This is a genomic window from Leptolyngbya sp. PL-A3, assembly GCF_039962325.1.
Lineage (GTDB): Bacteria > Cyanobacteriota > Cyanobacteriia > Elainellales > Elainellaceae > Vacuolonema.
Window position 1 is genome coordinate 111,594 of the sequence record NZ_JAMPLB010000001.1, and the last position, 26,797, is coordinate 138,390.

The 26,797-nt window shown below is 51.9% G+C and carries 15 protein-coding genes; 6 read left to right on the forward strand and 9 right to left on the reverse strand.

Features of this window, described 5'->3' with window-relative positions:
* Positions 1–15 precede the first annotated feature (15 nt).
* The 3 genes from NDI52_RS00470 to NDI52_RS00480 form a co-directional block, all read right to left on the reverse strand.
* Complete coding sequence (locus tag NDI52_RS00470; RefSeq protein ID WP_190772568.1) at positions 16–1,227, reverse strand: hypothetical protein; 1,212 nt, start codon at positions 1,225–1,227, stop codon at positions 16–18.
* A gap of 616 nt (positions 1,228–1,843) precedes the next feature.
* Complete coding sequence (locus NDI52_RS00475; protein ID WP_190772569.1) at positions 1,844–2,371, reverse strand: pentapeptide repeat-containing protein; 528 nt, start codon at positions 2,369–2,371, stop codon at positions 1,844–1,846.
* Between the two features lie 373 nt (positions 2,372–2,744).
* Positions 2,745–4,319 carry an NAD(P)/FAD-dependent oxidoreductase gene (locus tag NDI52_RS00480; RefSeq protein ID WP_190772570.1) on the reverse strand — a complete coding sequence of 525 codons (1,575 nt, stop codon included), beginning with the start codon at positions 4,317–4,319 and terminating at the stop codon, positions 2,745–2,747.
* 91 nt (positions 4,320–4,410) lie between these two features.
* On the opposite strand from NDI52_RS00480, the gene NDI52_RS00485 reads away from it, so the two are divergent.
* Positions 4,411–5,796 carry an adenylate/guanylate cyclase domain-containing protein gene (locus NDI52_RS00485; protein WP_190772571.1) on the forward strand — a complete coding sequence of 462 codons (1,386 nt, stop codon included), beginning with the start codon at positions 4,411–4,413 and terminating at the stop codon, positions 5,794–5,796.
* Positions 5,797–5,942: 146 nt separating this feature from the next.
* On the opposite strand, the gene mrdA is transcribed toward NDI52_RS00485, so the two are convergent.
* Positions 5,943–7,745: a penicillin-binding protein 2 gene (mrdA, locus tag NDI52_RS00490; protein WP_190772572.1), complete on the reverse strand. Its 1,803-nt coding sequence runs from the start codon at positions 7,743–7,745 to the stop codon at positions 5,943–5,945.
* 433 nt (positions 7,746–8,178) lie between these two features.
* Between mrdA and NDI52_RS00495 the strand changes: the two genes are divergently transcribed.
* The 4 genes from NDI52_RS00495 to NDI52_RS00510 all read left to right on the forward strand — a co-directional run bounded on the left by NDI52_RS00495 (position 8,179) and on the right by NDI52_RS00510 (position 12,759).
* Positions 8,179–9,345 carry an ABC transporter ATP-binding protein gene (locus NDI52_RS00495; RefSeq protein WP_190772573.1) on the forward strand — a complete coding sequence of 389 codons (1,167 nt, stop codon included), beginning with the start codon at positions 8,179–8,181 and terminating at the stop codon, positions 9,343–9,345.
* 447 nt (positions 9,346–9,792) lie between these two features.
* A complete protein-coding gene (locus NDI52_RS00500; RefSeq protein WP_190772574.1) occupies positions 9,793–10,935 on the forward strand; it encodes a spermidine/putrescine ABC transporter substrate-binding protein in 1,143 nt (380 codons plus the stop codon).
* Between the two features lie 22 nt (positions 10,936–10,957).
* A complete protein-coding gene (locus NDI52_RS00505) occupies positions 10,958–11,869 on the forward strand; it encodes an ABC transporter permease (protein ID WP_190772575.1) in 912 nt (303 codons plus the stop codon).
* A gap of 80 nt (positions 11,870–11,949) precedes the next feature.
* Positions 11,950–12,759, forward strand: coding sequence for an ABC transporter permease (locus NDI52_RS00510; protein ID WP_190772576.1), 810 nt, complete (start codon positions 11,950–11,952; stop codon positions 12,757–12,759).
* A gap of 95 nt (positions 12,760–12,854) precedes the next feature.
* On the opposite strand, the gene NDI52_RS00515 is transcribed toward NDI52_RS00510, so the two are convergent.
* Positions 12,855–13,016 carry a hypothetical protein gene (locus tag NDI52_RS00515; protein WP_190772577.1) on the reverse strand — a complete coding sequence of 54 codons (162 nt, stop codon included), beginning with the start codon at positions 13,014–13,016 and terminating at the stop codon, positions 12,855–12,857.
* A gap of 63 nt (positions 13,017–13,079) precedes the next feature.
* Between NDI52_RS00515 and NDI52_RS00520 the strand changes: the two genes are divergently transcribed.
* The gene (locus tag NDI52_RS00520; RefSeq protein WP_190772578.1) at positions 13,080–15,515 is read left to right on the forward strand and encodes an alpha/beta fold hydrolase; all 2,436 of its coding nucleotides are present in this window, start codon (positions 13,080–13,082) and stop codon (positions 15,513–15,515) included.
* A gap of 69 nt (positions 15,516–15,584) precedes the next feature.
* Here the strand turns inward: NDI52_RS00520 and NDI52_RS00525 are convergent, their stop codons facing one another.
* The 4 genes from NDI52_RS00525 to cobN all read right to left on the reverse strand — a co-directional run bounded on the left by NDI52_RS00525 (position 15,585) and on the right by cobN (position 26,167).
* Positions 15,585–16,505 (reverse strand): DUF4886 domain-containing protein, encoded by a 921-nt coding sequence (locus NDI52_RS00525; RefSeq protein WP_190772579.1) that lies wholly within the window; start codon positions 16,503–16,505, stop codon positions 15,585–15,587.
* 434 nt (positions 16,506–16,939) lie between these two features.
* Positions 16,940–18,559: a DUF3370 domain-containing protein gene (locus tag NDI52_RS00530; protein WP_190772580.1), complete on the reverse strand. Its 1,620-nt coding sequence runs from the start codon at positions 18,557–18,559 to the stop codon at positions 16,940–16,942.
* Between the two features lie 893 nt (positions 18,560–19,452).
* Complete coding sequence (locus NDI52_RS00535; RefSeq protein WP_190772581.1) at positions 19,453–21,696, reverse strand: S8 family serine peptidase; 2,244 nt, start codon at positions 21,694–21,696, stop codon at positions 19,453–19,455.
* Positions 21,697–22,411: 715 nt separating this feature from the next.
* A complete protein-coding gene (gene cobN, locus NDI52_RS00540) occupies positions 22,412–26,167 on the reverse strand; it encodes a cobaltochelatase subunit CobN (RefSeq protein ID WP_190772582.1) in 3,756 nt (1,251 codons plus the stop codon).
* Positions 26,168–26,797 lie beyond the last annotated feature (630 nt).

Below are 26,797 nucleotides of genomic sequence, written 5' to 3' on the forward strand. Positions count from 1 at the left end.
GCACTTTATTCAGCCTTATGGAGAATTTTTGGGATGAGGTGGAAGATGGGGAACCGTCCATTCCTGTTGTTTAGAAATGCTGGTATTTGGCCCTCCAGCACTCACAGGTTCTTCGGGTGAAGTTGCGGAGGAGGTTTTTGGAGCATAGTAAGGCTTTAAAGCCCGTAGAATAGCCCCTGCTGCCTGAATGTAGTGCTCTGATTCCGCCAGAGCTTCGGCTGTTTGCTGAAGCTTTAGACGCAGTTCACTGTCGTCTCTAAAAGCTCGGAAGGCTTCTAAAAGCAAAGTATCTAGCTCATGAGAATGGAGCACTTCCCAGGAGCGGGGCTCCGGTCCAAGCGGGCGATATAGGGTAGAGAAAAGGAGTACCTTAGCCCGCAGGGGATTACTGTATTTCATGACCTGCAAGCGTACATCCATCAAATTAGCTGTATCCAATACTTTAACCGCAGGCTTAAAGCTAGGGGCCGGGGGAGATATAGCCGTGGCTCTGGGTGGTGGTGGTGGCGGCGGGGGAGCGGGCGATCGCTGAGCTTTAGAAGGCGCTGGAGCTACAGTTTGAGGACTAGCGGCAGGCATAACCCTTGTCTGCTCAGGTGCTTCTTCTGCAAAGAGAGGGGCCAGGATGCGCTGGGTGCGTTGAGCAATGGGGATATATTGCTCCTGACGATTGAGAGTCTGCACAATAGCATTCAGGTTTAACGCCAAAGCTTCCGGGGTTTGAAGCAGGCTATGCAAGTCTTGAAGTAATGCTTCCAGGTCGATTTGGCTGAGAACGCCTGGGTCATTTTCCCAGGTGCGAGTTTGCGCACAGTACAGGATCTTTTTGATGCGAACCTGTTCTGGATCCTGAAGTAATTGTCGAGCCACAGTGCGATAACGCTGACGGTCGGCCTTACTTTGCCAACGAGAATCTCCTTTGAGCGGGCCGCTGGGTTGATGAACGCAGAGCGGCTCTAACTGGCTGTAAATAATATCAGCAACGTGAGTATATTCATCTACCTTGCTTAAGGTGCGAACAAAGGTATCGAGGCGGCTGCGTAACTGTTCCCGCGATGGGGCCAATTGTAGAAGCTGATACACGAGGCTGCGCAAGTCAAAGTAGTCGAGCCGATAGGGGTCGCTTTCCCAGACACTCTGACAGGTATAAATCAACAGTTTTTTGATTCGTGTCAGACATTCGTGCTGAGATAAAGCATCAACAGCGGCATCGAAAGGGGACTGCACAGGCAATATTCTCACCCGAATGAAGGTTTTGTAGATGAACAGGCTCTGCTGATTCGTGATGTGTCAAGCACTTAAGTACCAGAGATGCGATCGCATCCAATTTTTCCTAGCACCTTAGATCTTTCAGAGGTAAAAAAGAACTAGAGGCTTGATCTCTAGTTTTTTCTTCCCTAACGGGTGAGCCCGTAAAAGCGATAACCCAGCTTATAAAGGGATGTAACACACTTTTCTACTAGCATAAACCATGGAGAAACGAGGGGCTTTCTCATTAAAAAGCAAATCTCTCACCTGAAAAACTGGGAGATTGCTGATTGAGCGATACTTTAGAGCCATAGAATCTAGGTTTTTGTACCCTCAAAACATACTTGCTTAAAGAAATTGTGTTTCAAACGTGTGGTTGTTTGCTGTGGAAAGAATGCGAGTTCCTTTTCCACAACAAACAACTACACATACAATAAACAACTACACATCCAGAACAGATTTTTAACAGCAATTTCCACTTTAAATTGAAGCTTGAAGATAGACCGCCGAAGGCGGTCTATCTTCAAGCTTCAAAGGTGCGAACTCTCGCCTTTGAAGCTCATAATGGGAGTTGCTGAATTCTTAAAGAGAAGCGTTAGCCATCCCCATTTCGATGCCCATCGGGGAAAATTGTTCGGGTGTCAGAGACACTCTCCTTGAAACTCCCCCCCTGGGATCGAAACAAATTGGCTTGTTGGAGATTGGCCTGGGTCAGGTTCGTGTGTTCTAAATTAGCATTAACCAGATTGGCCTGGGTGAGGTTTGCCTGTGATAGGTCAGCGTACCGAAAATCAGTAGTTTGGCAATTCGCATCTGATAGATTAGCGCCCTGGAAGGTGGAATACGAGCAGATAGCACGAGAGAGATTTGTCTGATGCAGCTTAGCTCGATTTAGATTGGTGGACTGCAATCGGGCATGGCTTAAGTCGGCCCCTTGCAATTGTGCATCTTCAAGATTTGCCCGGCTCAGGTTGGCATAGGGCAGATAGGCCCCATTCAGGTTGCTGCCCTGAAGGTTGATGTCTTGAAGATTGGCTTCAAACAGGTTCGCCTGAGTCAAGTTAATTCCAGAAAAGTCACGCCGTCCTTCAGCGTACTGTTGTAAAAGATCTTCTACGTTCATGCGATGCCATTGGTTTCACATGGGCTGGTTTAAGACTGATCGACTCGTCAGAGTTAAACCAAGCCTCTTTAGGCTGAGTATTTACACTTAGCACCGTGTAACTTAACCGAATTATGGCGCTTATTTAGTCGATTTTAAGAATATCTTTACTTTTTTGCGATCGCCCTAAATTCCTACCCAGCAAGCTTTTGCCTCAATACAGGGCAGGCTTTTACCTCGACACAGGAAGGAGCATAGACGCGAAGTTTCGCTTTTGAGTACAACGCATTGTGTGGCACTCGAAAAACCCCTATTGTTGCGTGCGTTTTGCACACGCAACAATAGACACGTCAGATTGCCTCACCTGGAGGCTGTGTATGGCTTAGCGACCGCACTATACCGACTGTCCTCTCAAAGTTTTGAGCACCTGTTGTGCAGCCACTTCTGCAGATTCAACCGCGCCATTGATATACCCTTGAGAGCTGAGGGAGCAGTGCTCTCCAGCAAACCATAAGTTACCCACAGGTTCCGCTTCGGCTCCACCAAACTGAGTCCACTGACCCGGTCGGTAGCAAGAGTAGGACCCCAGAGCATAGGGCTCTGCCGCCCAGTAAGCTCGTAGGGCTTGCCCTCTCTGTACTTGATCAATACCTGGGAAGAGGGGACTCAGACTCCTGATCAGGCGATCGCCCTGTGCTTCAGGAGTTCCTTCTCCCAGCCGAATGCCTTCTGCACCACCCCGTAAGTTGGTGATCCAGCCACTGCTGCCGGGCGTGTAACGGGCACTCTCCCAGGTATTTTGAAAAGCCTGATCAGTGTAAACACTAATGGTAGAACCATAGCGATTACGCCAGATTCGCTCTCGCAAGGGAACGACGAGCTTGGTACTGGTGCCGTACCCCAGTTGAGCGATCGCTGCCCGTTTAGCTGGGGGTAACTTTACTGCTAATTCCACCTGCCGCAACACCGTAAAAGGTACTGCCAGAACAACCCCTTCATAGGTGCGTTCTCGGCTGGTCGCTCCCTGCCGCAGGCTGACCTGATAGGTGCCAGTATCGGTTTCGCGGATTGATTCTAAGACCGTTTCTGATTGAATGGGCGATCGCAACCGTTGAGCCAGGGTTTTAGGAATTTGCTCATTTCCTCCAATAACATGCCAGCGTTCATCACTGGTGCCGTAGGTGCTCCACTGGCCGGACTCCGTTCCAATCAAAAACAGCATGTTCAGGCAGGTCTGATCTCCGCTGTCACGGCCATACTCCGTGATGTAGGCAACACGCACCAGATCGCGAATCATCGGATCAATATCGACCGTATCCAGGTATGCATCCAGCGAAAGGCGATCGAGGGCTTGAGTCGCACGATTGGCATTGCGGTAATTGGGTGTGGCGTCGCCAATGGCAGCTAAATCCCGATTGAGCTTTTCAGCTAATGGAATAAAAGCATCAATCACGGCCTTGTGAGAAACTCGCTGCCCGTTGAAAAAGAAAACTTCTGCCTCCAGCCCGCGATCAGCTTCTCGCAAATCTGCCAGGGGCAAGCCCAGCTCTTGCACCAATGCGTGCACCGCTGTATGCCGGGTATCAATAAATTCCCCCCCCAGTTCTACCGGATTGGGGCATCCGGGCCAGTCTCGCAGACTGCGCAACCGTCCCCCCACCCGTTGAGACGCATCTACCAGATCAACCGCTATGCCAGCCTGTTGTAGCCGATAGGCCACCGTCAGACCGGCAACTCCCGCACCTACGACCAAAATTTTGGGATTACTAATAACCTGTGTTACCTCTTTGGGGCGTAAACCCAGAGTTGCCCCCGTAACCAGACTGCCGTATAAAAACTCTCGACGGGATAAGTGGGACTGGGATGTTAATAACCCCTCAGCCTCACCAATGGAAATTTTTTGCTTTGTTGCAATACCAATTGTTTGGTAAGCACGACGTAGAATTTGAATAATTTGACTTCGAGCCATACTGCTATCTCTCGATAATTCGACGGGGCAGCACCCTACCTCTCTCGATATAGATACGTTACTCCTCTTCCTGGCGTGCAGCTATACCTGAATGGGTTATTTAAGGCCTGGCTATTGGATTGATCGGCTGGTGTGTACCAGATGGGATCAGCCCAAGAGCCACTCAACACCTCCTCGCTTTCTAGACGGCGATCGCCCCGTGATACCGACTATTCAGTTTGCTCGCCGGTTTGTTCGTTTCTTTCTGGAACGACCGGATGACACTGGTCGCATGACCTACGCCCTGTGGCAACGCCTTTTCATGCGACGGCGGTTAGGCTTGGGCATGCTGCTAGCGTTTGGTTATTTTGCCACCTATGCTGCCCTGGATTGGGTGAGGGCCTGGGTTTTGCCGACTAGCTCGGTGGATGCTCAAGCTGTGATGAATCTGCTGACGGCCGTGGTGCTGGCTGGGCTGTTGGTGTGGTTGCAGCGATCGCCCCGGCATAGCAACCTATCCCTCATGTTCCTAACGCTCTCTTGGGCCGTGAGCGTTCTCACCGAAATTCCCGAAACCCTCAGCGGGCACATCAATCCAGATATTTCTGGGTGGACCATGCTATTTTTTGCTCAGGCCACTGTTATCCCATTTCGCTGGCGGCTACACCTGGTTTCTCATTTAGGAGCCTATGCCTACTACTTCGGGGTGAATGGCCTTCTGGGGTTGCCTCTATTCCCGGAGGGCACCGCAGCAGCAGATGTGCTGTTCGATATGGTGTGGATTTCGGGAATGTCCGTTCTGGTGGTGTACCTGATTGATCAGTTGTTTCACACGGAGTTTGTGATTCGTCGACAGTTAGACGACGAACGATCGCGATCGCAAGCACTCCTGCTCAACATTCTGCCCCAGTCTGTCGCGGAGCGCTTGCTACGCAATCAGCGCACCGTTGCCGATAATTTTTCGACTGTCACCGTGCTGTTTGCAGATATTGTCGACTTCACTCAGCTTTCAGCCCACATGACCCCAGATCAAATTGTGGAGTTGCTCAACACCGTCTTTTCTATGTTCGATGAGCTTGTAGAAGAGTTTGCCCTGGAGAAGATTAAAACCATTGGCGATGCTTACATGGTGGTGGCAGGGGTACCCCATTACCGGGAAGACCATGCGGTGGCGATCGCTAACATGGCCCTTGCGATGCAAGATGCTCTAGAAAAATTTAGCTTCTACTTCGGTCGACCCATTTTGTTACGGATTGGAATTCATACGGGCCCTGTTGTTGCTGGTGTTATAGGCTTGAAAAAATTTGCCTACGACCTCTGGGGCGATACTGTCAACACGGCCAGCCGGATGGAATCTCAGGGGCTGCCAAACGAGATTCAGGTGACCGACACGACCTACGAGTGTCTGAAGTACCAATTTGTCTTTGAAGAACGGGGCCAAATTTTGGTCAAAGGTAAGGGGGAAATGGTGACGTATTTATTAAAAGGAAAAAAATAGGGCTGGCATTCATCGTTGATGGAATGGGTACCACTCCATCTAGCGCTGTGCACATTAATTAAGTATGGCAACGTGGGGCACGAAGTGCCCCACATTGCCGTTGCTGTACTTAACGCACTTGCACATTGCTATAAATGATAGAAACGTCAATTCGCAGGCTGATTCGCCGTTGACTTCGCCTTACCAAAATAGGTTTGTAAGACTTGAAGCACAATCGGGCCCGCTACTTTACCACCCCCGCCTGCGGCTGAGTTCTCAACGAAGGCAACGACGACAATTTCAGGTTTATCGAAGGGGGCATAGGCTCCAAACCAGGCATGAGAGTGCCGAGGAGGATCCTCAGCCGTGCCACTTTTGCCAGCGATGGGGGGGAGGTCCGGAACATTCAGTACCTTCCCTGTTCCCGCGGTAACCACTCGCCGTAACCCCTGCTCCAACACCCTTACCGTGGTGGGGGATATGTTGAGCGATTCTCGCCACTGCTTAGCTTCTTCGTTGTCTTTTAGCAGGTGCGGTTTAACCAGGTAGCCACCGTTGGCTGGTACCGCAAACATCCGGGCCACTTGCAGCGGCGAAGCTTGCATGAAGCCCTGGCCAATAGACATATTAATGCTGTCACCAATAAACCAGCCTTCACCAATATTTTCTTGTTTCCAGGCTTCGTCAGGCACCAATCCGGCTGCCTCTTCATCACTTAATTCAATGCCTGTTTTACTGCCAAAGCCATAGCGGCGCGTCCACTCAATTAAGGTTTCGCCACCCATTCGCATGGCAGTTTGATAGAAGAAAGTGTCACTGCTCATGGCCATGGCCCCTGGGAAGTTCAACGGCCCAAAACCGGCCCGGTTCCAATCCCAAAACTGAATGCCACCGACTGAAACGAATGGGTAGGTGGGTAGTACCGCTGTGGGGGAGAAACTACCCGACTCAATGGCAGCAGTTGTGGTCACAATTTTGAAGGTGCTGGCGGGTGGAAAGCCCTGTAACGTTCGATTGACAAAGGGGTACTGTTTCTCTTGCAGTTCTTGCCACTGGTCATCAGTAACACGGCCTGAGAAGATATTGGGGTCGAAGGTGGGGCGGCTAACCATGGCTAGTACTGCACCATTGCGGGGATCAATGGCAATGACGGCCCCTTTGCGATCGCCCAAAGCTGCCTCTGCGGCCCGTTGCACATCCAGATCCAGGGTGAGGGTGACTGTATTTCCAGCGCGAGCAGATTTTTCGCCCAGCACCCGTAGCACACGGCCAGCACCATCGACTTCTACCTGCTGGCCACCCCACTCACCCCGCAGGCGAGGCTCAAAGGATGATTCGACCCCCATTTGGCCAATGACATCCCCCAGCCGGTAGCCCTTGTCCAGGTTATCTTTCAACTCATCATCAGTGAGTTCCCCCGTGTAGCCCAGCACATGAGCTCCCAGGTCACCGTTCGGGTAATAGCGCACCGCTTCCCCTTCTACCTGGACACCGTTCAGCTCGGGACTAAGTTCGGCTAATGCCGTAACCTGAGCTGGACTGATGCCTCGGGCAATGCGCACTAAGGTAGGCGAGTGATACCCGGCCTGTGTTAGACGATCCTCAATTACCTTAGGAGGAATATTGAGGATCTTCGAGACTTTTTGAACGATAGGCTTCCACTCAGCTTCTTTATTGGCGATCGGCCACAGAAAGACGGCGAAGGACAGACGGCTTCCGGCTAAGGTGCGGCCTTTCCGATCCAAAATCCGCCCCCGCTCCGGTTGTCGGGGAATTAGTCGAATGCGGTTATTGTCAGCTAACTGGCGGTTTTGTTCACCCTGTACCAGTTGTAGGTAGGCTAGACGACTACCAATACCTCCCAAGAGGGCCAGAGTAATGAAAAACATGACAACAACCGATTGGTATCGTTGCCCTACGGTACGGGTGCTGTCCCGTTGGCCTAGTAAACCGTTTTTCGTCAGAGTCATGAGGGCGATCGCTATCTATTCAAAACATATGAGGGTTAGCTTGACTGTTGAAAGCAACCTGCTCAATTTGCCAGTCTAGCCGACTTCATCATTGGACGGTCAGACGAGCTTCTAAGCTGGAAGGCTACACCACAGTACTCAACTTGAATTGAGGAAAGATTTTAGAAATATCTCTATAGTGATCGTCCATAACTTTAAGCTATGCTACGGACTAACGTTCAATGGTATCGCGTTTAACCGTTGATTTCCCCAACTGCCCAAATACTTAGGTAGGCTCAATCAAGGGAGATTAGAACCGTTAATTTTCATCCACTATGAATAAAAATTAATTTCTTCTAATCAAGGAGCTCTTTCTGAGACTTTTCAAGCACCGCTTAGCGGGGTAGATCGGGTAACCATTCGAGTTGAGATTGCGTGACTGCGGGGACTTTTCATGGCTCAGACCATTACACATAACCAGACAGCGACAGAGACAAATGCTCGGTACGATGTGGAACTGCGCAAAGTCTTCAAGGTCTACAACGGAGATACAGCAGTTCGGGGTATTGATCTGGGAATTCGCCAGGGAGAGTTTTTTAGTATTCTGGGGCCATCCGGCTGTGGAAAAACCACAACTCTGCGCTTGATTGCGGGTTTTGAGCAACCTACGTCTGGGGATGTCCTGATTCGAGGACAGGGGATGGCAAACGTGCCTCCCTATCGACGGCCTGTCAATACAGTCTTCCAAAGCTACGCCTTATTTGGTCACTTAACGGTCTGGGAGAATGTCGCGTTTGGTCTCCGCATCAAAAAACATGGGACGGCGGAAATTCTGAGACGGGTTGAGGAAGCGCTGCAATTGGTCAAGATGGATTCCTTTGCCCGCCGCTACCCCAGCCAACTCTCCGGCGGTCAGCAGCAGCGAGTTGCCCTGGCTCGAGCCTTAGTGAACCGCCCGACGGTGGTATTACTGGATGAACCCCTAGGGGCATTAGATTTGAAACTGCGAAAGGAAATGCAGGTCGAGCTGTCTACGCTGCACCAGGAATTGGGCGTCACCTTTGTGATGGTGACCCATGACCAGGAGGAAGCCCTGAGCCTTTCCAACCGTATCGCCGTTATGAATGGGGGACGTATTGAGCAGATTGGCACTCCCAGCCAAATTTACGAAAACCCCCAGACTCCTTTCGTGGCTGATTTCATTGGTGATACCAATTTGCTGCATGGTTTTGTGGAAGCAGCAGATGCCAGTCTGCTGAAAATTACCACGGAAAGTGGAATGCGTATTCTGGTTCACCCTGCGGAGGGGTGGAGTGGTTCGGTGGGGGAGGCAGTTGTTTTGAGTCTTCGGCCTGAGAATGTGCACCTCAGTCCTGAACCTTTGGATGCAAATGTCAACTGTTATAAGGGCCGGGTACAAAACACGATGTACCTGGGAACTCACGTTCACTACGTTGTAGATTTAGAGCCAGGCGATTTCTGTCGGGATGGTAAAACCGAGCGTATAACGGTTCTTCAGCCTAACCGCCAGGGCAGCCTGTTGGAATTGGGCGATACAGTCTACCTTTACTGGTCTTATGCTGACTGCTTGGCGCTGACCCATGCGCTGACCCCAGCGTGATTTGATTCAGGGCTTACCCATGTTCGTTGAGTGTATGGAACGTACCCAACGAAATGGGTAAGTCCTATTTGATTAAATAGTTGATTTTCGAGAAGCCGCACGGAGTATGGCTTCTCGAAAATCAACTGTTCTAACAAAATTAGGTAAGGCTATATCGGCGCGATTTCTTCTACAGCGGAGTAGCACGGCTGGAAAATTTGCAGAGCTGTTCACGGTGTACGGAACTTGCCTGCATTCCATAGTTGACTGTATCTATTCATCATTCCTCGAGACATTCAGGGACTAAATTTTTTGTGTATCAAGGCCGCAGCTTTTCTTTTATAAAAGCAATTCGTCGCTGGGAATTGTTTTTTTGCTAGCCCGTAAATTTACGGTTCTTTTCAACAACTGAATGTTTTGTGGCGGCACCTTTTACCCTTAAATCTATAGCCTTGAGGAGTTTGATCTATGCCTAAGCGAGGGTCGGTTCCATCCCGCTCTTTTCAAAATCTTTCCAGCAGTCGGCGGCGTTTTCTGCAACTGTCTACTGCGGCGATGACAGGGGTGGTGCTATCCAACTGCGCCCGCAATCTTGGCAGTAGTGACCCGGATGCTTCTGCATCCACGTCCGCAAGCGGTGATAAGACCCTTTATATCTATAGCTGGTCGGCCTATGTCAACGATGAAGTATTAGCTGATTTTGAAAAGCAGACCGGTATTAAAGTGGTCGCCGACATCTATGACTCCAACGAAACGATGCTGGCGAAGTTGCAGGCCGGTGGGGGTAGCCAGTACAGCATCATCTACCCCTCTGACTACATGGTGGAGCAGATGATCGAGATGGGGCTGCTGACTGAGATTGACCAGGACCGCGTTCCTGAGCTGGCGGATCTGCTTCCTCAGTGGCAAAGCCCTCCCTACGATCCCAAGAATGGTTTTAGCCTACCCTACACCTGGGGCACGACTGGGTTGGTCTACAATGCTGCCAAATTAGGAGCTGAGATTACTGACTGGGATTACCTTTGGGATAATAAGAAAAAACTGTCTCGTAAGGTAAGCCTGCTCAATGATGTAAGGGAAGTGACAGGGGCGGTCTTAAAGATGCTTGGCTACTCCAACAGCACGACCAATCCAAAAGAAGTTGAAGCGGCCTTTAAGAAATTAGAGGAATTGAAGCCTGCTATCAGTGCCTTTACGACAGATGGGTGGCGCGATCGCATTATCCCAGGTGATTTGTTGATTTCCCACGCCTACTCCGTGGATGCACTGGATGTGGTGCAGCAAAACACCGACTTGAAATACGTCATTCCCGCCAGTGGTGCGACGGTGTGGACGGATACCATCGCTATCCCAAAAACAGCACCAAACGTGGAGGCTGCCTACGCCTGGATGGACTACGTGCTGAAGCCGGAAAGCGCCTCCAAAGTATCCAGTCGCTTACAATTGGCTACTCCTAACAAGAAAACCTTGGATCTTCTCGATTCCAAACTCAAGTCCGATGAGCGCCTGTTCCCACCTGATAACGTGCTAGAAAAGTGTGAGCCCTTGGCGAATGTGGGTAACACCATTGATCTGTATGATCGCCTATGGACTCAACTTACTAGCACCTGATCCCTACTTCGGATTCACCTCGATGGCATCCAGCACCCCTGCCTCTCCTCCCAAATCTGGCTCTCTTCTAAGTACGGTACGACAGCGGTTTGCCCGATTGGTTGAGCCGCTTATTTTGTTGCTTCCAGCAGGGGTATGGCTGTTTCTGTTGTTGGTCATTCCTACCTTGATGATTGTGGAGTTGAGTCTGTTACCAGACTTTAAGCTGGGGCAGGCTGCACCCCCCTACGGGTTGGGTAATTACCTGAAGATTTTTGAGTCGGTTTACCTGCTGGTTATTTTCCGCTCGGTTCTCTTTGCGGTCATTAGTACGATTGTCTGTCTGCTGCTAGGTTTTCCTGTGGCGTACTGGATCGCGCTGATGGCTCCTAAGCGCTGGCAAAATCTACTGGTGGTTGCCTTTGTGCTGCCCCTGTGGACTTCGTCGCTGCTGCGTTCCTACGCCTGGATCACGATCTTGCGACCCACAGGAGTGCTGAATTCAGTGCTAGGAGTGGTTGGTATTCCCCCTGTGGAAATTTTGAATACCCAGTTCTCGGTTGTTTTGGGATTGGCCTATAACTACCTGCCCTACATGGTGCTGATTCTATATGCTTCTTTGGAGAAGCTAGATAAGCGGCTGCTGGAGGCGGCTTCGGATTTGGGGGCTACACCTCCTCAAGTTTTTAGCAAGGTTACCGTACCCCAATCGTTGCCGGGGATTGCGGCGGGGTGCCTATTGGTATTTATTACCAGCTTGGGCGATTTTGTGGTGCCGGAATTATTGGGTGGGGCGTCTAGCATGACGATGGCCCGGCTGATCTTCAACCAGTTTTTAGGAGCAACCCGTAACTGGGGCTTTGGCTCAGCGCTGAGTATGCTGCTGATTTTGGCTGTGAGTGCAGCGATCGCCCTCCTGTTGAAATACGGCGATCGCAAAGCCGAAACCTTCTAGTCCCTTGTTAGTATTCGAGGGTCAATTTCCAACCCTCAAAAGACCTTGTAAGCGCTTTTATTCAACCCGCACCGCATCCTATGACGAATGGCCTCTCCCCTCGCTTTCGGCTGCACTGGCAGATGGTGTTAACGCTGCTCATGTTTGCCTTCATGTACCTGCCTGTGCTGGTGCTAGCTTTCTTTAGCTTTAACGCATCGCCGTTTTCGTCTAACTGGCAGGGGTTTTCCCTGAAGTGGTATCAGAAAATGTTTAGTGATACCCGCATCCTGTCGGCGCTGCAAGATAGCTTGTCAGTTGCATTCTTTGCGGTGGCGGTGTCTGCGGTGTTGGGGACGCTAATGGCCGTGGGGTTGGCGCGTTATATGTTCCCTGGCAAAGGGCTGTATCAAGGGATGGCATATTTGCCGTTGATTATTCCAGATATTGCGATCGCCGTAGCAACCCTTGTATTTCTGGCATCGATGGCCATTCCCTTGAGCCTTTGGACGGTGGTGGCTGCCCATGTGGTCTTCTGTATTGCTTATATCGCGGTGGTCGTTTCTACGCGCTTAGCGGGGCTCAATCCATTTCTGCAAGAGGCCGCACTGGATTTGGGCGCAACGCCAGTCCAGGCATTTATCAAAGTGCTGCTGCCGGAGATTATGCCGGCAATTATTTCTGGGTGTCTACTGTCCTTTGTGCTGAGCATGGATGACCTGCTGATTTCTAGCTTTACGGCAGGGGGTGGTGTAACAACCCTACCGATGGAAATTTTTAGCCGCGTTCGAACGGGAGTGAAACCGGATATTAATGCCCTCAGCGTCGTGCTGATTCTAGGGTCAGGGTTGTTAGCCTTTGCGGCTGAGTTTATTCGCTTTCAAGGCGATCGCCGCCGTCTGAATGGCTAGGCCTCAGCGTACTAGAGAGCAGAACATGAGATACGTCTTCAAATTGAAAAAATAGAAGCTCTAACGGATGCATCTAACGTTAGTTACATCTGGTATCACGGAATTTGTGCCAGAATTGCCGGGTGATAGGTTCCTGTGAAGCAGAGCGATCGCCCATGAGATACGAGCAGGGCTTTAGCAAGTCCAACATATTTCGTGCAATTTTGCATGGGCTGGGTTTTACCTGGCCCATGCAAAATTGTGTAAGCCCTGGCCATGCTAGGTTATCTCGAAAGCCTGGGGTTCGGAGGTTAGGGCGATGGGCTTTGCTAGGATGCGCTATGGCTTTGGGATTGGGTTCAGGATTGAAGCCACAGCGGGCGATCGCGGCCGAAGAAGTGATTGTTACCTATAGACAGTTGGAATTTTCCCTCTCGCGAGAATCCCTGGAGATATTTGAAGAGACGGGGAAATTGGAAGGAGATTTACGTTTTTATGCTCGCTTCTTAGATGATCAAACCCTGGCTGCTTTTCGCCGCATTCTGCAGCAGCGCTTTGAATTGGATCCCGTAGTGGTTTCGCAACTGACCTATTCCCTGATGGGAGAAGGGGTGTTGCAAAATTTAGGCCAAGTTATCCAGACGGATGCCCGTACTAACGGGTTTACTGCCCTTCGAGCCGCCCTAACTCTTGCTGCGAACGAGCCTGAGGGGTTTGCCGTTGTGAACTTGATTGAGCAATATCCCAGCCGTGCCATTCGAATTGATGGCCGTCAGCTTCTGGCATTGCGGGACGAGTTCTTGACCCTGGTAGATTATCGAGATGCGGCCGTTCGAGCTGTTCAGGCCGAAATGGACGAGACGACGAATCAACCACCCATCGACTTCAGCCAGCTTCCAGATTTAAGCGAGTTAGGGCCATATCGCACAAGAGACATCCGGTTGGAGTTGCATCGCGATCGCCAGACAGCAGAAGGTCAGCCCATTGCCCGTAGTTTCCGTGTCAACCTGCACATCCCAGAAGGATTGGATCATCCGGCACCCGTGGTTGTCATCTCCCATGGTCTGGGTTCTACCCCCGAAGCGTTTGATTATCTGGGAGAGCACCTGGCTTCTTACGGCTTTGCGACGGTACTCCCCCAACATATTGGCAGTGATGAGAGCCTCCGCGATGCTCTGATATCGGGCGTGCTGGGCACAGATATTAACCCGGTAGAATTTATCGATCGCCCTTTGGATATTCGTTACATCCTGGATGTACTGGAACAAATGGCTCAGCCCGGTGGTTCTCTGGAGGGGCGCATTGATACCAACCAGGTTGGCGTGATTGGCCACTCGTTTGGTGGATATACGGCGCTGGCGCTGGCCGGAGCCCCCCTCAACATTGACCGTATTCAGGCCCAGTGTAATCCGCCTCCGTTTACCCTCAATGCTGCTCCAACCCTGCAATGCATTGCGACACGATTGCCAAATTTTGCGTATCCCTTGCAGGATAATCGAGTGCGAGCGGCGATCGCCATCAGTCCCACGATCAGTGTAGTGCTGGGGCCTGAGAGTATGAGCCAGATCGAAGTTCCTACTCTCATGATTGGAGGAAGTAATGACTTTGTGGCCTCCGTCGTTCAGGAGCAAATCCACCCGTTTCTGTGGATGACCAACGAGGACAAATACCTGGCGCTGATGATTCCCAGTGGTCATTCCTCCGCTGACAATACTGAGCTGGCTAATGCAGGCCCTCTCGCTGCGGCTTTGGCAGGCCCAGATCCACAGCAGGGTCGGGAGTATATTCGGGAGCTTTCCCTGGCGTTTATGCAGCGGTATCTCCAAAACCAGGCTGAGTATGATTCCTATCTCACCCCAGACTATGCTCAGTTTATCAGGGCTGGGGAATTGGATCTGGCGTTGGTGCGATCGCTCACCCCCGAGGATTTGCAGACAGCCTATGGAGCTAATCCACCTATTCCGATTGTGCCGCCGTTGGTGCAAGAACCTTTAGCTGCCAATGCTTCCTCGGTGCTGGATGTGATTGCTGCGGAGGGAGTGTTGCGAGTAGCTATTCGTACCAATGCCTTACCGTTTGGTTTTACTGATGACCAGGGCCAACTGCAAGGCTACTGTGTAGATTTGATGGAGGGGTTGGCTGCTCACCTGACGCAGCAGTTAGAGGTGCCCATTCGTATGGAAGTGGTGGCCCAACCAACCGTAAGCGACGGGTTTCAGGCCGTTCTTAACGGTGCAGCGATGGTGGAATGTGGCCCCAACAGCATACGTCTCGCATCGGAAGGGGTGACGTTTTCCAGTCCTTTTTTCATTACAGGAACCCACTTCCTCGTGCGGGAAAGTGATCAAACGCCCATTAATCCCTACGGTGCCCTCGAAGGCACACGGTTGGGAGTCAAAGATGAAACGGCCACGGAACGTTTTCTTGAGCAGCGCTATCCTGCTGCAAGTGCTGTGGATTTTCAGGGGCCGCTTGCTCAGGAACAGGGTGTACGGGCGATGCTTCAGGGGCAGGTCGATGCCTTTGCAGGAGATGGAATTTTGTTGCTGGGGGAGGCGATCGCTCAGGATCTTCCCCCCAATTCCTACCGCCTGATCCCTGATGCACCGCTGAGTTGTGAGCCCTATGGTCTGGTGTTGCCTGAGGGCGATCGCCGTTGGGAAACAACGGTTAATAACTTTATTGCCAGTTCTGACTTTCGCCGGCGCACGGAGCGACTGTTCAGTCCAGAACTCTATTCGTACATCCTGCTCAACTTGGATTTTTGTGCACAGTGATGTTGTGGCGATCGCCAATAGGTGTTGCTGAATGGAGCTATTTCATAGCTTCATTCAGCAACGGAAAAATTAGGGCGTGACGCCAGACAAGGGCGTTGTAGTTACCACATCCCAAACCGTGTTCTGGATGACAGCAGCCAATTCATCGGAAATCGGCTGATCTTCTTGATACGGAGGTGGTACCGGAAGCCCAATGGGGCTGGATTGGAAAATTGTGGCGTAGAATGTCGTTGCCACAATATAGGAACCAACACTGTTTAGATGGCCCCTATCGATGTAAACATCGGTAATTTTGGTAAAGCCTGGTATCTCTCCAGCTTTCATCTTCTGATTGAGCGCATACATGACATGGCCTACTGGAATGAGGCGAAATGGGGAAAAGTTAGGATGCTGCTCATTCAACGTCTGGGTCAGAGTTTCGTAATAATCACGGGTACGTTGTGTGCCATCCCAGCGATCAGTGTACTCGTGTAGCCATTGCGTGTCCCAATCCTGACCGTCATTGCCGGGCCATTGCGCATAGATGAAGACTTGGGCCTCTGGGCTGCGCTCCTTCAGGAGATCAAGGAACTGGGCGATCGTTGTCAAATCATCATTTAGAAGGCGATTGGTCGGTTGCAGCGTTACATAGTCCCAGGTGTAGTTGGCAAAGGCCTGGGGATAGGTACCGTAGGGTTCTTCTCGAAACCCATCATTGGGGTGTTCAAAAATCCATTCCAATGGGGCGCCCGGAATCATGTGACGGCCCCATTCCAGGGGGCGTCCCTGACTTTCCACCATGTCATCAAAGCCCTTGTACAGCACTTCGTCTGTAAGGCTGTTCCCGATGAAGTAGAGGCTGGAAGCGGGGGTAGCTTGGCTACTGGAGACTAAGCTATGGCAAGACCCCAGAGCCACCATGGCGGTAGCCCAAAACCCCAACACTAAATATCTCAACCTGAAGCGGGTTACCCTCCGCTTCCAGGCTGAATGAAAAAAATGACGAATCATCACTAAACCCGCTTTTGGAATCAAGGTTGCAAGACGCCGTTCTGTATAGAGTTATGCAATGTGAAAACATTCGACGTGGAATACGTTACGCTAAAACCCCGTCTTTGTACTTAACTCGTGGCCAGACCACTGTATAAAAACTAAAGCCTAAAAAAAACAGAACGTCCAGTCTGGCAATTTGCGCGTGTCGCGATCGCCAAATATCTTTTTTTATAGCCTTACCCAATCTGATTAGAACAGTATGCTTTTGAAAAGCTGCGCTGAGCGCAGCTTTTCAAAAGCATACTGCCTGGTTCTAGGCGCGTAGCGCTCTAAAAGGAGAGAGGTGGGACGAAGCCTCACCTCTCTCCTTTTATCAGAAGCCTTGTGAGCAATAATTGGCACTCACAAGAAAGCTTCCGTGAAGGCTTCAGTTTGACACGATCGCCCTTCCCCTATTGGCGAGGTCTATTTCCCGTTGGGTGAGGCTCCAGCGAAGTGGGTGTCCCTGGCTGATTACTGAGGGTTGGGTATCCCTCGTCGGGGTTGGGGCGCGGAATGATCGTTGGGGCCAGAGTCTCAATGGTAAGCGCTTGGGGCGGAGTGGCATCGGGAGGGTAAAGAAATTCCACTTCCACATCTCGTTCTTCCCCAGGTCTTAGGGATAAGGTTACGAGAGGTTCACCTTCCTGCCCCCGACGCTGGACGACATGGACATAGCGAGTTTGCTCGGCTCCCCAATCGTTGGTATAGCGAATCCGCAGCGTACCCCGATAGAAGACCCGATCCAGCGGCGGGCGCATAAACCGCAGCCCTCTTCCCTGAAGAGTTTCATCTTTCAAAGGAGTCTGGAAAAGGACAGCCACCTGCTGAGTGCGATCGGTATTGTTCCGCAGGGGCATTTCGATCTGGTAATGAATGCCATAGTTACCATGGGCACGGTAAGCCGTATCGGGGTACCGTGCCAGGATGGGAGCACTTTGAATTTGCCCAGTTCCCAGAGTGTTACGGTCAACTGTGCTGATGGCGTAGGAAATAGATTGCCCTGCCTCGGGAATAGAGAGATGCTCAGAGTCAGAGTCATCAGTCAGGCGAGTGCTCCAGAGCGAACCCTGGGCAACGCCAGCAACGCGACCGTAGTAGAAGCGACGAGAGGAGGTCCGCTGGTTCGGCGGGGTAGGAGGAACATCGCGCGGTCCTGCCAGATCGCCCTGTTGTAACAGACGAATCCAATCCTCTGTACTGGGCGGGATCTCTCGGCCATCCGGAAGGACTCGGCTAAACATCCCTAAACTTGCGACATTGATAGGGCCGTTGCTGTCTAAATAGACCAGGGCTGTACGACCGTTGATCGGGATATCTCGGCCGCGAGGTCGGACGGGACGCGTTGGAGCCAGGGGATTATCGGAGGTGGCTTCTGCTGCATCGAGCCCAGCCTCAGTAGCCGGATCGACAAACAGCGGCAATGGCATACCCTGTTGGAATTCTTGAAGGCTGCGCAGGGGAATGGGAGCACTGAAGAGGAGCTGGGTGCTACCCGGTGGCAAGCGGAAGCGATCAGGCAAAAAGCCTTGGTCAACCCCTCGCAGAATATCCGTGGTGGTGCGGCTACCTGGGCCTGCAAAAGCGCGTCCGGTGGTGTCTGCCACGTAGGAGGGCAAGTCGTAAAAGGGCGCTTCCTGGCTCAGATAACTGACGGCCTGGGATACCTCTACGGTCACCGTCTCGTCGGAAGGGTTATGAACCAGAACCCCTAAAAATAGGGTACGAACGTCTTCGGGGGTCTGCCCCTTAGCAATATGGTGGATGAAAAGATCAAAACGCCCTTCAAATGCATAGTCGAGATGGGCGGAGGGAACCCGCATTCCATCGGGGGGAAAGGTGGACAGCAAGATGCCTTCTTGCTGCACAACTTCGGGGCTGTTGCTGTTGAACACAGGGACTTCGTCCAATTGCCCCGGTAAAGGGCGCACTTCCTGGGGCTCGTAGACGTACTGATGGGGAGTACTCTGGGCCAGGAGTGGCGGTGGTGTGGGAATAGAGACCGGAAGCAAGAATGACAGTAAAGTCAGCATGGGGAGGCAACGAACACGGTAAGGAGCAAACTACAAGAATCGAAAGACAGCGACCTGATTCTGTAGATTTGGCTTCTGCTAAGCTGTCTGTAGACTTTGCAGAAGCCCTACGCATGGGCGATCGCCCATCCCAAATGGGGAGGGAAAACCCCAGTACAATGTGGGCTATGCTCAAGGCAAAAGAAACTTATTTCGACATGTTTCTTAAGAATGAGCCGCCTCTAACCATAACATCCTACGGGAGCAAGACTATCACCGAACTTGACAAGAACCTTAGGGAATATTTAGTGAAAAAGTTTCAAAGTCAGTCTGCCCTAGAGTACCCTGCTGGCTTGTGCGAACAACAGCCATAATCGAGAGGACTATGGTCTTGTTGTAGTAAAACCCAGAGGGCTTCCATGGCTTAGGATTGATTCGGTTTAGAGCTTGAAAAACGCCTTGAGGCCTGGCTTTGCCGTTCATACTTACACTTGCAGCACGTGAACATGGGCCGCTTCTGTAAAAGCGAGCGGGACATAGGGTATATGACGAGCGCTATGCTACTCATCCGGATGAAATCTGCTGTTAGCAAACCAATTGGTCGAGTTGTCGGCTGGCAGTGATGTTTTGGGTGTGGTGTGTAGTGGGTTGTTATGGAAGGAGCACTGAGCGCCCCTTCCATAACAACTCACTACACGTCCAGAACAGTACCTGAATGATTGTCTTACCGCTGCAAGTTAACGTTGCTGAGTCCAAAGAAATAGAAGCCCAATGTTTTGCAAACATCGGGCTTCTTTCATTCAGCAACCCAGGGCTGGTTTAGAAGTTATTTTTTCGTGCGCTTTGCACATGAAAAAACCTTCCAGGGAGTTTTAAAGTGCGCTCCAATATTGACGCAACTTGGATAACCGAAATTAAGCCTGCAAGATGAAGCTTTGAGCGGTCAAGTTTGCCACACCTCTCAAGATTGCAAATCTGCCACCATCGCCAAGTCCCAATTCGGTGCCGTTAGCGTTGTAGTAGAGGGTGTTGCTGGCCTGGCTGTAGACAATCAGCGCACTGCTGTTGTCTACCAGGGTGTTGTTGGCAACCTGGGCAAATTCAGACGCCTGGGAGAAGCCAGTTCCGATCGTGCTGAGCAGGGCTGAGAAGGTGCTCTTGCTCAGCATAATTCGATCAACGCCGTTAATGAAGTCGGTGATCAGGTCGATACCCAGGGATACAGCCCCAAATGCACTGTTAGCGGCGAATCGGAAGGTATCGGCACCGTCTCCACCCGTAAGGCGATCGGAAGCTGCCCCACCGAGTAAGTTGTCAGCCCCAGCTCCACCAATCAGGGAATCGCTACCATTGCTACCGTTGAGCCGATCGTTACCTTGCTCACCCCAGATGATGTCATTACCTGCTGCCCCCGTTGTGTTGTCATTGCCTCGGCCACTCCGCAGGAAGTTAGCGGCGTCATTGCCTGAAATCGTGTCATTGCCATCGCCGCTAAAGGCTTGCTCAATGGTGGTATCAGCAGCGATGGTGAGGGTGCGTCCGGCGATCGTGCTGGTTGAACCAGCCGTTAAATTCAGCACGAGATCGGTGGTTGTAGCAGCGGCATTGAGGGTATCCAGACCACTGTTGTCAGTTAGAGTTGTGCGGGCGGAGTCGTTCGGAACGGTGCCGTAGGCATCTGTGTAGATGTAGACGTTATCGCTGGTGTTCTCGTCGCCATAGACCCGTAATGTCCAGCTTTGCAACACCCCGGTGTCAAATAGGGCGCGATCGCGAACCGTTAAAGTCCAGGTACCCTCACTTTCCTCACCCCAAAATTGGGTAGTGCCAAAGGTAAACCGTAGATTGTCAGAATCCAACCCGTTAGGACTGAACTCCGTCGCTCCTGGACGGCTTGTTAGAATGCTCTCGGTGCCATCAGGGGAGGTCAGCACCAGTTCTAAGTCCCCAATCCAGGTATGGCTAATGTCAACCACTACCTCGACATGGTCGATGTCCATCTCCTCGGTCAGAGTGATCTGGCTGGATACTTCACCATTGTCGGGGATGGCTGCTGCTGGGCTGGAAGACACCTGGGCTTGGGCTTCGTTGCTATAGGTATGCTGGGTTGTCCAAGTTTCTGCCAGGCGGACGGCGGCTCGTGCATCTACGAGCCCGAAGCCGTAGTCGCTGCTGTGGTGTAAGCCACCACCATTCCAGTTAGTGGCTCCATTGGTGAGCCAGGTGTTGTTGTCTACATCGACCTGACGAGCCGAGTAGGCCAGAATCTCCTGAACATCCCGATAACCCAGGTTAGGGTTGGCTTCCAGCATAAGGGCGATCACACCCGTTACCATGGGTGCCGCGGAAGAAGTGCCGCCAAATTGGTTGGTATAGTCATCCCCGCTGTACCCGTCGTATCCTGTGCGATCCGTTGTGACAATGCCATCTTCGGGGGTATCCCCTCCGAAAGCGGATACCAGCAGATTGACACCGGGGCTGCTGTAATAGGTATGCACCCCTGTGTGGGTCAGCGCTGCTACAGCGATGGTGAAGCGGGAATTATTCAGGTTGTGGAAGTTAGCATTATCACCCCACGTCCGGCTATTACCTGCTGCAAAGACAATGGAGGTTCCGAGGCCGCCCCGGCCATTTTCTACGGCGTACTGTAGAGCATCTCGGTAAAAAGGCATGCCCGGCTTGCCGTCAAAGTTATCGTAGAAGGGGTAGCTGTATCCCCAACTGTTATTGACTACATCGAAGTTGGCCATCTGCCGGAACCCATAGCTGGCATTGGCTTCAAAGTTGTAGTCATAGAAGTCAAGGCGAATGCCAGCCAGAGTAGCATCGGGGGCGACACCGGTTCCACCAATGCCGTTGTTTGCCTCAGCGGCAATTAAGCCAGCAACAGAGGTGCCGTGTATGTCGTCATACCAGGTTGGGGCGGCATCGTCGTCGCGCTCGGAGGTGTCGATGTCGATGCTGGTGTCATAGTTATCATTCAGGTCGGGATGGAGGTATTCCACACTGTCGTCCATCACGCCAACCCGTACCCCTCGTCCCGTGTAATCGTCCCACACGGGTAATACGTTCAAATCCATCCCAGCGGTGCCACCAGATTGACCCGTATTGGAAAGGTGCCACTGTTGTGAAAACAGCGGATCATTCGGAGTAGTCATACAATCATTCCTTTGGAAATTGAGTGAAGTTGTGATGGGTGCATCGCTAGAAGTGCGATCGCAAGGCCCATATATTGCGCTGTCTCCTATGCAATTCGCATGCATGCATAGGAGATTAAACTTGAGACGAAATCGGCATTAGAACCTGTGCTTAACATGACCTACAGGACTAGCCGTAATGATTTTGTAAAATCTATGCCGTGAATTTGGAATGCAAATTGTTAGGCATTTCGCGTCTGGGATGTGTTGATTTTGGCAAGGATAACGAGGTGATGTAAGTACCCGACCCGGGTAATTTACAGGTTAAGGACATTCTGCTTAATGCGATGAACCTAGTCAGAACTGCTAAGTCTATTGTTCTGATTTATACCATGATGAATTGTTGGCTATCGTCTTTCATTTCTAACAACAATAGGCTTCCTAAATGACACTTGAGGCCAGTACGAAGTGGTGGAACTCAACTCATGTTGGAAGGTGAGTAGACTTTAACTATCGAGCATTCATGAATTCTGGTATCAAATAACTCAATTCAATCAAACATAAACAGGACTTACGCAAGTCCGCTATCTGTAGCGTATTTGTGTTGTGGGTGGGGTGCGAAGCACCCCACCCACAACACAAATGCGTAAGTCCTGATAAAATTTCCAAAAATTGTGCTGCCTAATAAGCTTGCGACAAAGCTTTCGGAGATTTTATGTTTGCTTACAAACAGGCTCTAACGCGCTTCGATAGTTGCTTCGGCGGCATGGGCGATCGCCCGTAACTCGTCCAATGTTGCCCTATCAACTTGTTGCCAGAGCCCCCGTTGGTGGGCTTCGAGTAGACGTTCCGCCATATCTCGCAAAGCCCAGGGATTTTTAGATTGTACGAACGCCTGTACGGTCTCATCCAGCACATAAGCCTCGGCAACGCCCTGGTACATAAAATCATCGGCGCAACGGGCTGTGGCATCGTAAGCAAATAAGTAATCAACCGTAGCAGCCATTTCGAAGGCTCCCTTATAACCGTGACGCATGACCCCGGCAATCCATTTGGGGTTGATCACACGGGAGCGGTAGACTCGCCGCATTTCCTCCTGCAAGGTACGAACGCGAGGATTTTCGGGCAGACTGTGGTCGCCAAAATATGTGGTGGGATTTTGCCCCGTGAGGGAACGTACCGCAGCGGTCATGCCTCCCTGGAACTGGTAGTAATCATCCGAGTCGAGCAGGTCATGCTCGCGGTTGTCTTGATTGTGCAGCACAATCTGTAGCTGACGCAGACGTTGAGCAAAGGCTTCGGGGGCCGACTGGCCATCCCCCTGGCTGGTGTAGGCGTAGCTGCTCCAATTTAAGTAAGCACGAGCCAGGTCATCATCCGTGCTCCAGTTTTGTGCTTCGATCAAACCCTGAAGCCCGGCTCCATAAGCTCCAGGTTTGGAACCGAAGATTCGCAGGCGCGATCGCCCCTCGGCCTGCTCTGCCGATAGGCCCTGTTGAATCCAGTCCTGGGCTTCCTGGTGCGATCGCGCTGCCAACGGATTCTCCTCTGCCGGCTCAGGTAGAGCGGCGACCGCTTGAACGGCTTGATGAAACAGATCAATCAAATTGGGAAAGGCATCCCGAAAGAAGCCTGAAATTCGCAGGGTCACGTCCACCCGGGGGCGACCCAGGGCCGATACGGGCAAAATTTCAAAATCCACGACTCGACGGGAGGGCCCGTCCCACACGGGACGGACTCCCAGGAGTGCCAGAGCTTCTGCTAAATCATCCCCACCTGTGCGCATCGTAGACGTGCCCCAAATGGACAGCCCCAGGGTTTGGGGATACTCGCCGTTCTCCTGGGTATAGCGCTCGATTAACGTTTCCGCTGCTCGTCGCCCCACATCCCATGCCGTCTCTGTGGGAATGGCGCGAATGTCTACCGAATAGAAGTTACGACCTGTGGGCAGCACATCAGGACGACCCCGGGTTGGAGCTCCAGAGGCACCGCTGGGAACGTAACGGCCATCCAAACCTCGCAGCAGATGGGTGATTTCCTCGGACGTGCGACGCAGGTTGGGTAAGAGGCGATCGCCCACCCATGCCAGCTCTTGAACCGTTGCGGCTCCAGGCCGAAATGGAAAAGCTGTTCCTTCTAAGAGGGATTCCACGAAAGTCGCTGCTGCAATTTCTAACTGTTCAATCACGTCTCCCTGATGACGGCATGGCATGTTGAACAATTTGGGTAAAATACCCTCCCATGGCTCGTTGGGAGTAGCGGTTAGAGGATCGAAGGAAAGTTGCCAATCCTGGGCGATCGCTCGGGTTAAACCGAGTCGCTGAGGGCCAGGGTGACGGGCGATCGCGACCACCAGATCGCGTAGTTGCCGCCCCTCAGGGCATTGACCAAAAACGTGCAGCCCATCACGGATTTGGGCTTCTTTCAGGTCACAAAGGCAGGCATCCAACCCGGTGAGTAAAGCGCCCCAATCCGCGGTTTTCAGGTCAATGGCTTCCGTGGCGCCCAGCCAGGTTTGGAGATCTGCCGTTAAGTTTTCCTGACGGACCAGGGCTTCAATGCGGTCTTGAATCGCAGGCAGCCGGGTGGGATCGAGAGACTGGGCCTCATAATACTCATCCACCAGAGCCTCCAGTTGCATCAACGAGCCGTAAAGTTCGGCACGGGTCATGGGTGGGGTCAGGTGGTCAAGGATAACGGCTTGAGCCCGGCGTTTCGCCTGAGAGCCCTCGCCGGGATCATTGACAATGAAGGGATAGAGGTGAGGTAAGGGACCGAGGGCAATCTCCGGGTAGCAATCCTCAGAGAGAGCCACGCTTTTGCCGGGAAGCCATTCTAGGTTGCCGTGCTTGCCAACGTGGGCGATCGCCTGTGCCCCAAAGTGTTGCCGTAACCACTGGTAATACGCCAAGTAGTCGTGCGTGGGTTCCAGATCAGGCGCGTGGTAGTTGAGGGAGGGATCGCGATCGTAGCCCCGAGGCGGCTGAATTCCTACGAAAACGTTGCCGAATTGAATGCCAGGAATGGGAAAACCTTTGTCTTCGAAATGTTCTGACGATGGTTGCCCCCAGCGCTCAATAATGCCCTGGCGCGCGGCTTCCGGCAATGTATCAAAGAAGGTTTGATACTCTTTTAAGGGAAGGTATTGGTGAACAGCCCGTAAATATTGCCCCTCGGGGTCATTCGTGACTCCCGATGTGAGGCAATCGATCAACGCGTCTCCAGTTTCGGGAACCTCGGTTAGAGTATAGCCAGCATGGTGAAGCGATCGCAAAATCTCCACACAACTGGCGGGCGTATCTAGGCCCACACCGTTGGCCAAGCGACCGTCTCGGCTGGGGTAATTGGCGAGAATGAGCGCAACTTTGCGTTGCTCGGGTGGTGTGCGGCGTAGAGTGACCCAGGCCTGAGCCAGGTCAGCCGTCCACTGAATGCGATCGCCAACCGCCCGATACCCCACGCCCTCGACCTGGAGTTGAGGATGTTGCTGCACCACCGCTTTGAAGGACACTGCGCGGCCGATAATCCGTCCATCCACTTCGGGGAGGGCTACGTTCATGGCCACATCTCGCGGGGAAAGGCCACGGCTCAAAGCTTTCCACTGCTCCTGGGAGCCGCCGCTGAAGATGGTTTGAATGATGGGCACATCGAGCGTCTCCCAAAGCTTGACATCAGGAGCATCTGTGTCCAGCTGAGCCAGGGAGAAGCTTGTGGTGTTCAGTAAGGCATCAATGCCAGGGCCGTCCTTGGGTTGCAGGATAGCCAGTAGATCCTCCTGCGCATCGGGGTCACGCAGGGAGGAGACGAAGATGGGGACGGGTTGCAGATGGCGTTGAGCGATCGCCTGACTTAACGCCTCCACAGGTTCCACATTTCCAGCGAGATAATGTGCCCGATAGAACAAAATCCCCACGCGAGGATCCGTTGCGTTACCCTGCTGAGTCGTATTTAAACAACCGACTCGGGGGACGGGCTTGGGCGGCGGTGGAGCGTCTGGCTGATTCAGGCAAGCATGCTCCAGAAACCGCAACCCATTGACCATATTTTCCAGACCGCCTTCTGTCAGATAACGCCAGAACTGATTCACCAGAGCCAGGGGGACCGTGGAATGGCTGATGAGTTCAGGGTCAGGGCGATCGTCTCCTGGTAACACCAACAGGGCAGCTCCCGTTTGCTCCACGGTTTGCCGCACCACCTCTAGCCCATAGGGCCAGTAAGCCCGCCCACCGAGTAGTCGCAGCACAATGACCGAGGCATGGGCCAGAACCGTGTCAGCGTAGGTATCAATGGTGAGCTGTTGTTGAAGTTGCAGTAGGTTTGCCACCCGCATTTCCGGAAAAGTGGACGGAAGCTGCGCAACAGTGCGGCCCAACAGCAAAATGTCAGTATCAGCCGCTGTCAGAAAAATAATGGGTGCCGGGGTTTGGTCGATAAAGATAACGCCTTCGGTGTCAGGATTCCAGCCACCGGGAGAGGCAGGGAGACGATGCATATACGAAGCTCTGAGCCGCTTATTCAATTTAGACTGAAAGGGCTCAACGTCAGCTAAGTAGCGGAAATCAACCGTGTGTTGGGTGGTGTGGGTGCAAAGCATTCCACACCACCCAACACAGGCATTAAGCCACCAGGTACTAAAAATCCTAAATTGTTTTTGAAGGGTGGGTTGAGCACAACTGCTACGTCTAAGTTTTACGAGTACAGCGAGCTTTGCCTGTCGTACTAGTGACTCAGGTTCAAGGGCTTTATGGCGAACAATTGAAAGCGTTTGATGCAGTACTTATCTTGTTTACTGTGAACATTTACAGGACTTACACATCTTTGTTGTGGGTGGGGTGCAGAGCAGCCTACCCACAACAAAGGTGGTCTAGATATAGCGGACTTGCGTAAGTCCTAATTTATTTTGAATAGTTTTGCAAAGTTCTTTGATTTAAGATTATGAAATAGCTCCAAAATTAAAGTCTTTAGAAGATTTTCAACAATGAATTACCCCCAGGATGTTGGTGCTTTGCCCGCTTCGTGGGCGAAGCACCAACATCCTGAGTAAATTCTTATGCAGAAACCTCCTTAGAAGAATCCTCTAAAGTATTGATTTAAGAAAGTGATGAGAGTGCCTTTAGACTTT

Excerpts from the sequence above, each read along its gene's own strand:
- NDI52_RS00475 (WP_190772569.1), bottom strand. The coding sequence starts at position 2,371 with ATGAACGTAGAAGATCTTTTACAACAGTACGCTGAAGGACGGCGTGAC.
- NDI52_RS00480 (WP_190772570.1), bottom strand. The coding sequence starts at position 4,319 with ATGGCTCGAAGTCAAATTATTCAAATTCTACGTCGTGCTTACCAAACA.
- NDI52_RS00485 (WP_190772571.1), top strand. The coding sequence starts at position 4,411 with ATGGGTTATTTAAGGCCTGGCTATTGGATTGATCGGCTGGTGTGTACC.
- mrdA (WP_190772572.1), bottom strand. The coding sequence starts at position 7,745 with ATGACTCTGACGAAAAACGGTTTACTAGGCCAACGGGACAGCACCCGT.
- NDI52_RS00495 (WP_190772573.1), top strand. The coding sequence starts at position 8,179 with ATGGCTCAGACCATTACACATAACCAGACAGCGACAGAGACAAATGCT.
- NDI52_RS00500 (WP_190772574.1), top strand. The coding sequence starts at position 9,793 with ATGCCTAAGCGAGGGTCGGTTCCATCCCGCTCTTTTCAAAATCTTTCC.
- NDI52_RS00505 (WP_190772575.1), top strand. The coding sequence starts at position 10,958 with ATGGCATCCAGCACCCCTGCCTCTCCTCCCAAATCTGGCTCTCTTCTA.
- NDI52_RS00510 (WP_190772576.1), top strand. The coding sequence starts at position 11,950 with ATGACGAATGGCCTCTCCCCTCGCTTTCGGCTGCACTGGCAGATGGTG.
- NDI52_RS00515 (WP_190772577.1), bottom strand. The coding sequence starts at position 13,016 with ATGGCCAGGGCTTACACAATTTTGCATGGGCCAGGTAAAACCCAGCCC.
- NDI52_RS00520 (WP_190772578.1), top strand. The coding sequence starts at position 13,080 with ATGGCTTTGGGATTGGGTTCAGGATTGAAGCCACAGCGGGCGATCGCG.
- NDI52_RS00525 (WP_190772579.1), bottom strand. The coding sequence starts at position 16,505 with ATGATTCGTCATTTTTTTCATTCAGCCTGGAAGCGGAGGGTAACCCGC.
- NDI52_RS00530 (WP_190772580.1), bottom strand. The coding sequence starts at position 18,559 with ATGCTGACTTTACTGTCATTCTTGCTTCCGGTCTCTATTCCCACACCA.
- NDI52_RS00535 (WP_190772581.1), bottom strand. The coding sequence starts at position 21,696 with ATGACTACTCCGAATGATCCGCTGTTTTCACAACAGTGGCACCTTTCC.
- cobN (WP_190772582.1), bottom strand. The coding sequence starts at position 26,167 with ATGCATCGTCTCCCTGCCTCTCCCGGTGGCTGGAATCCTGACACCGAA.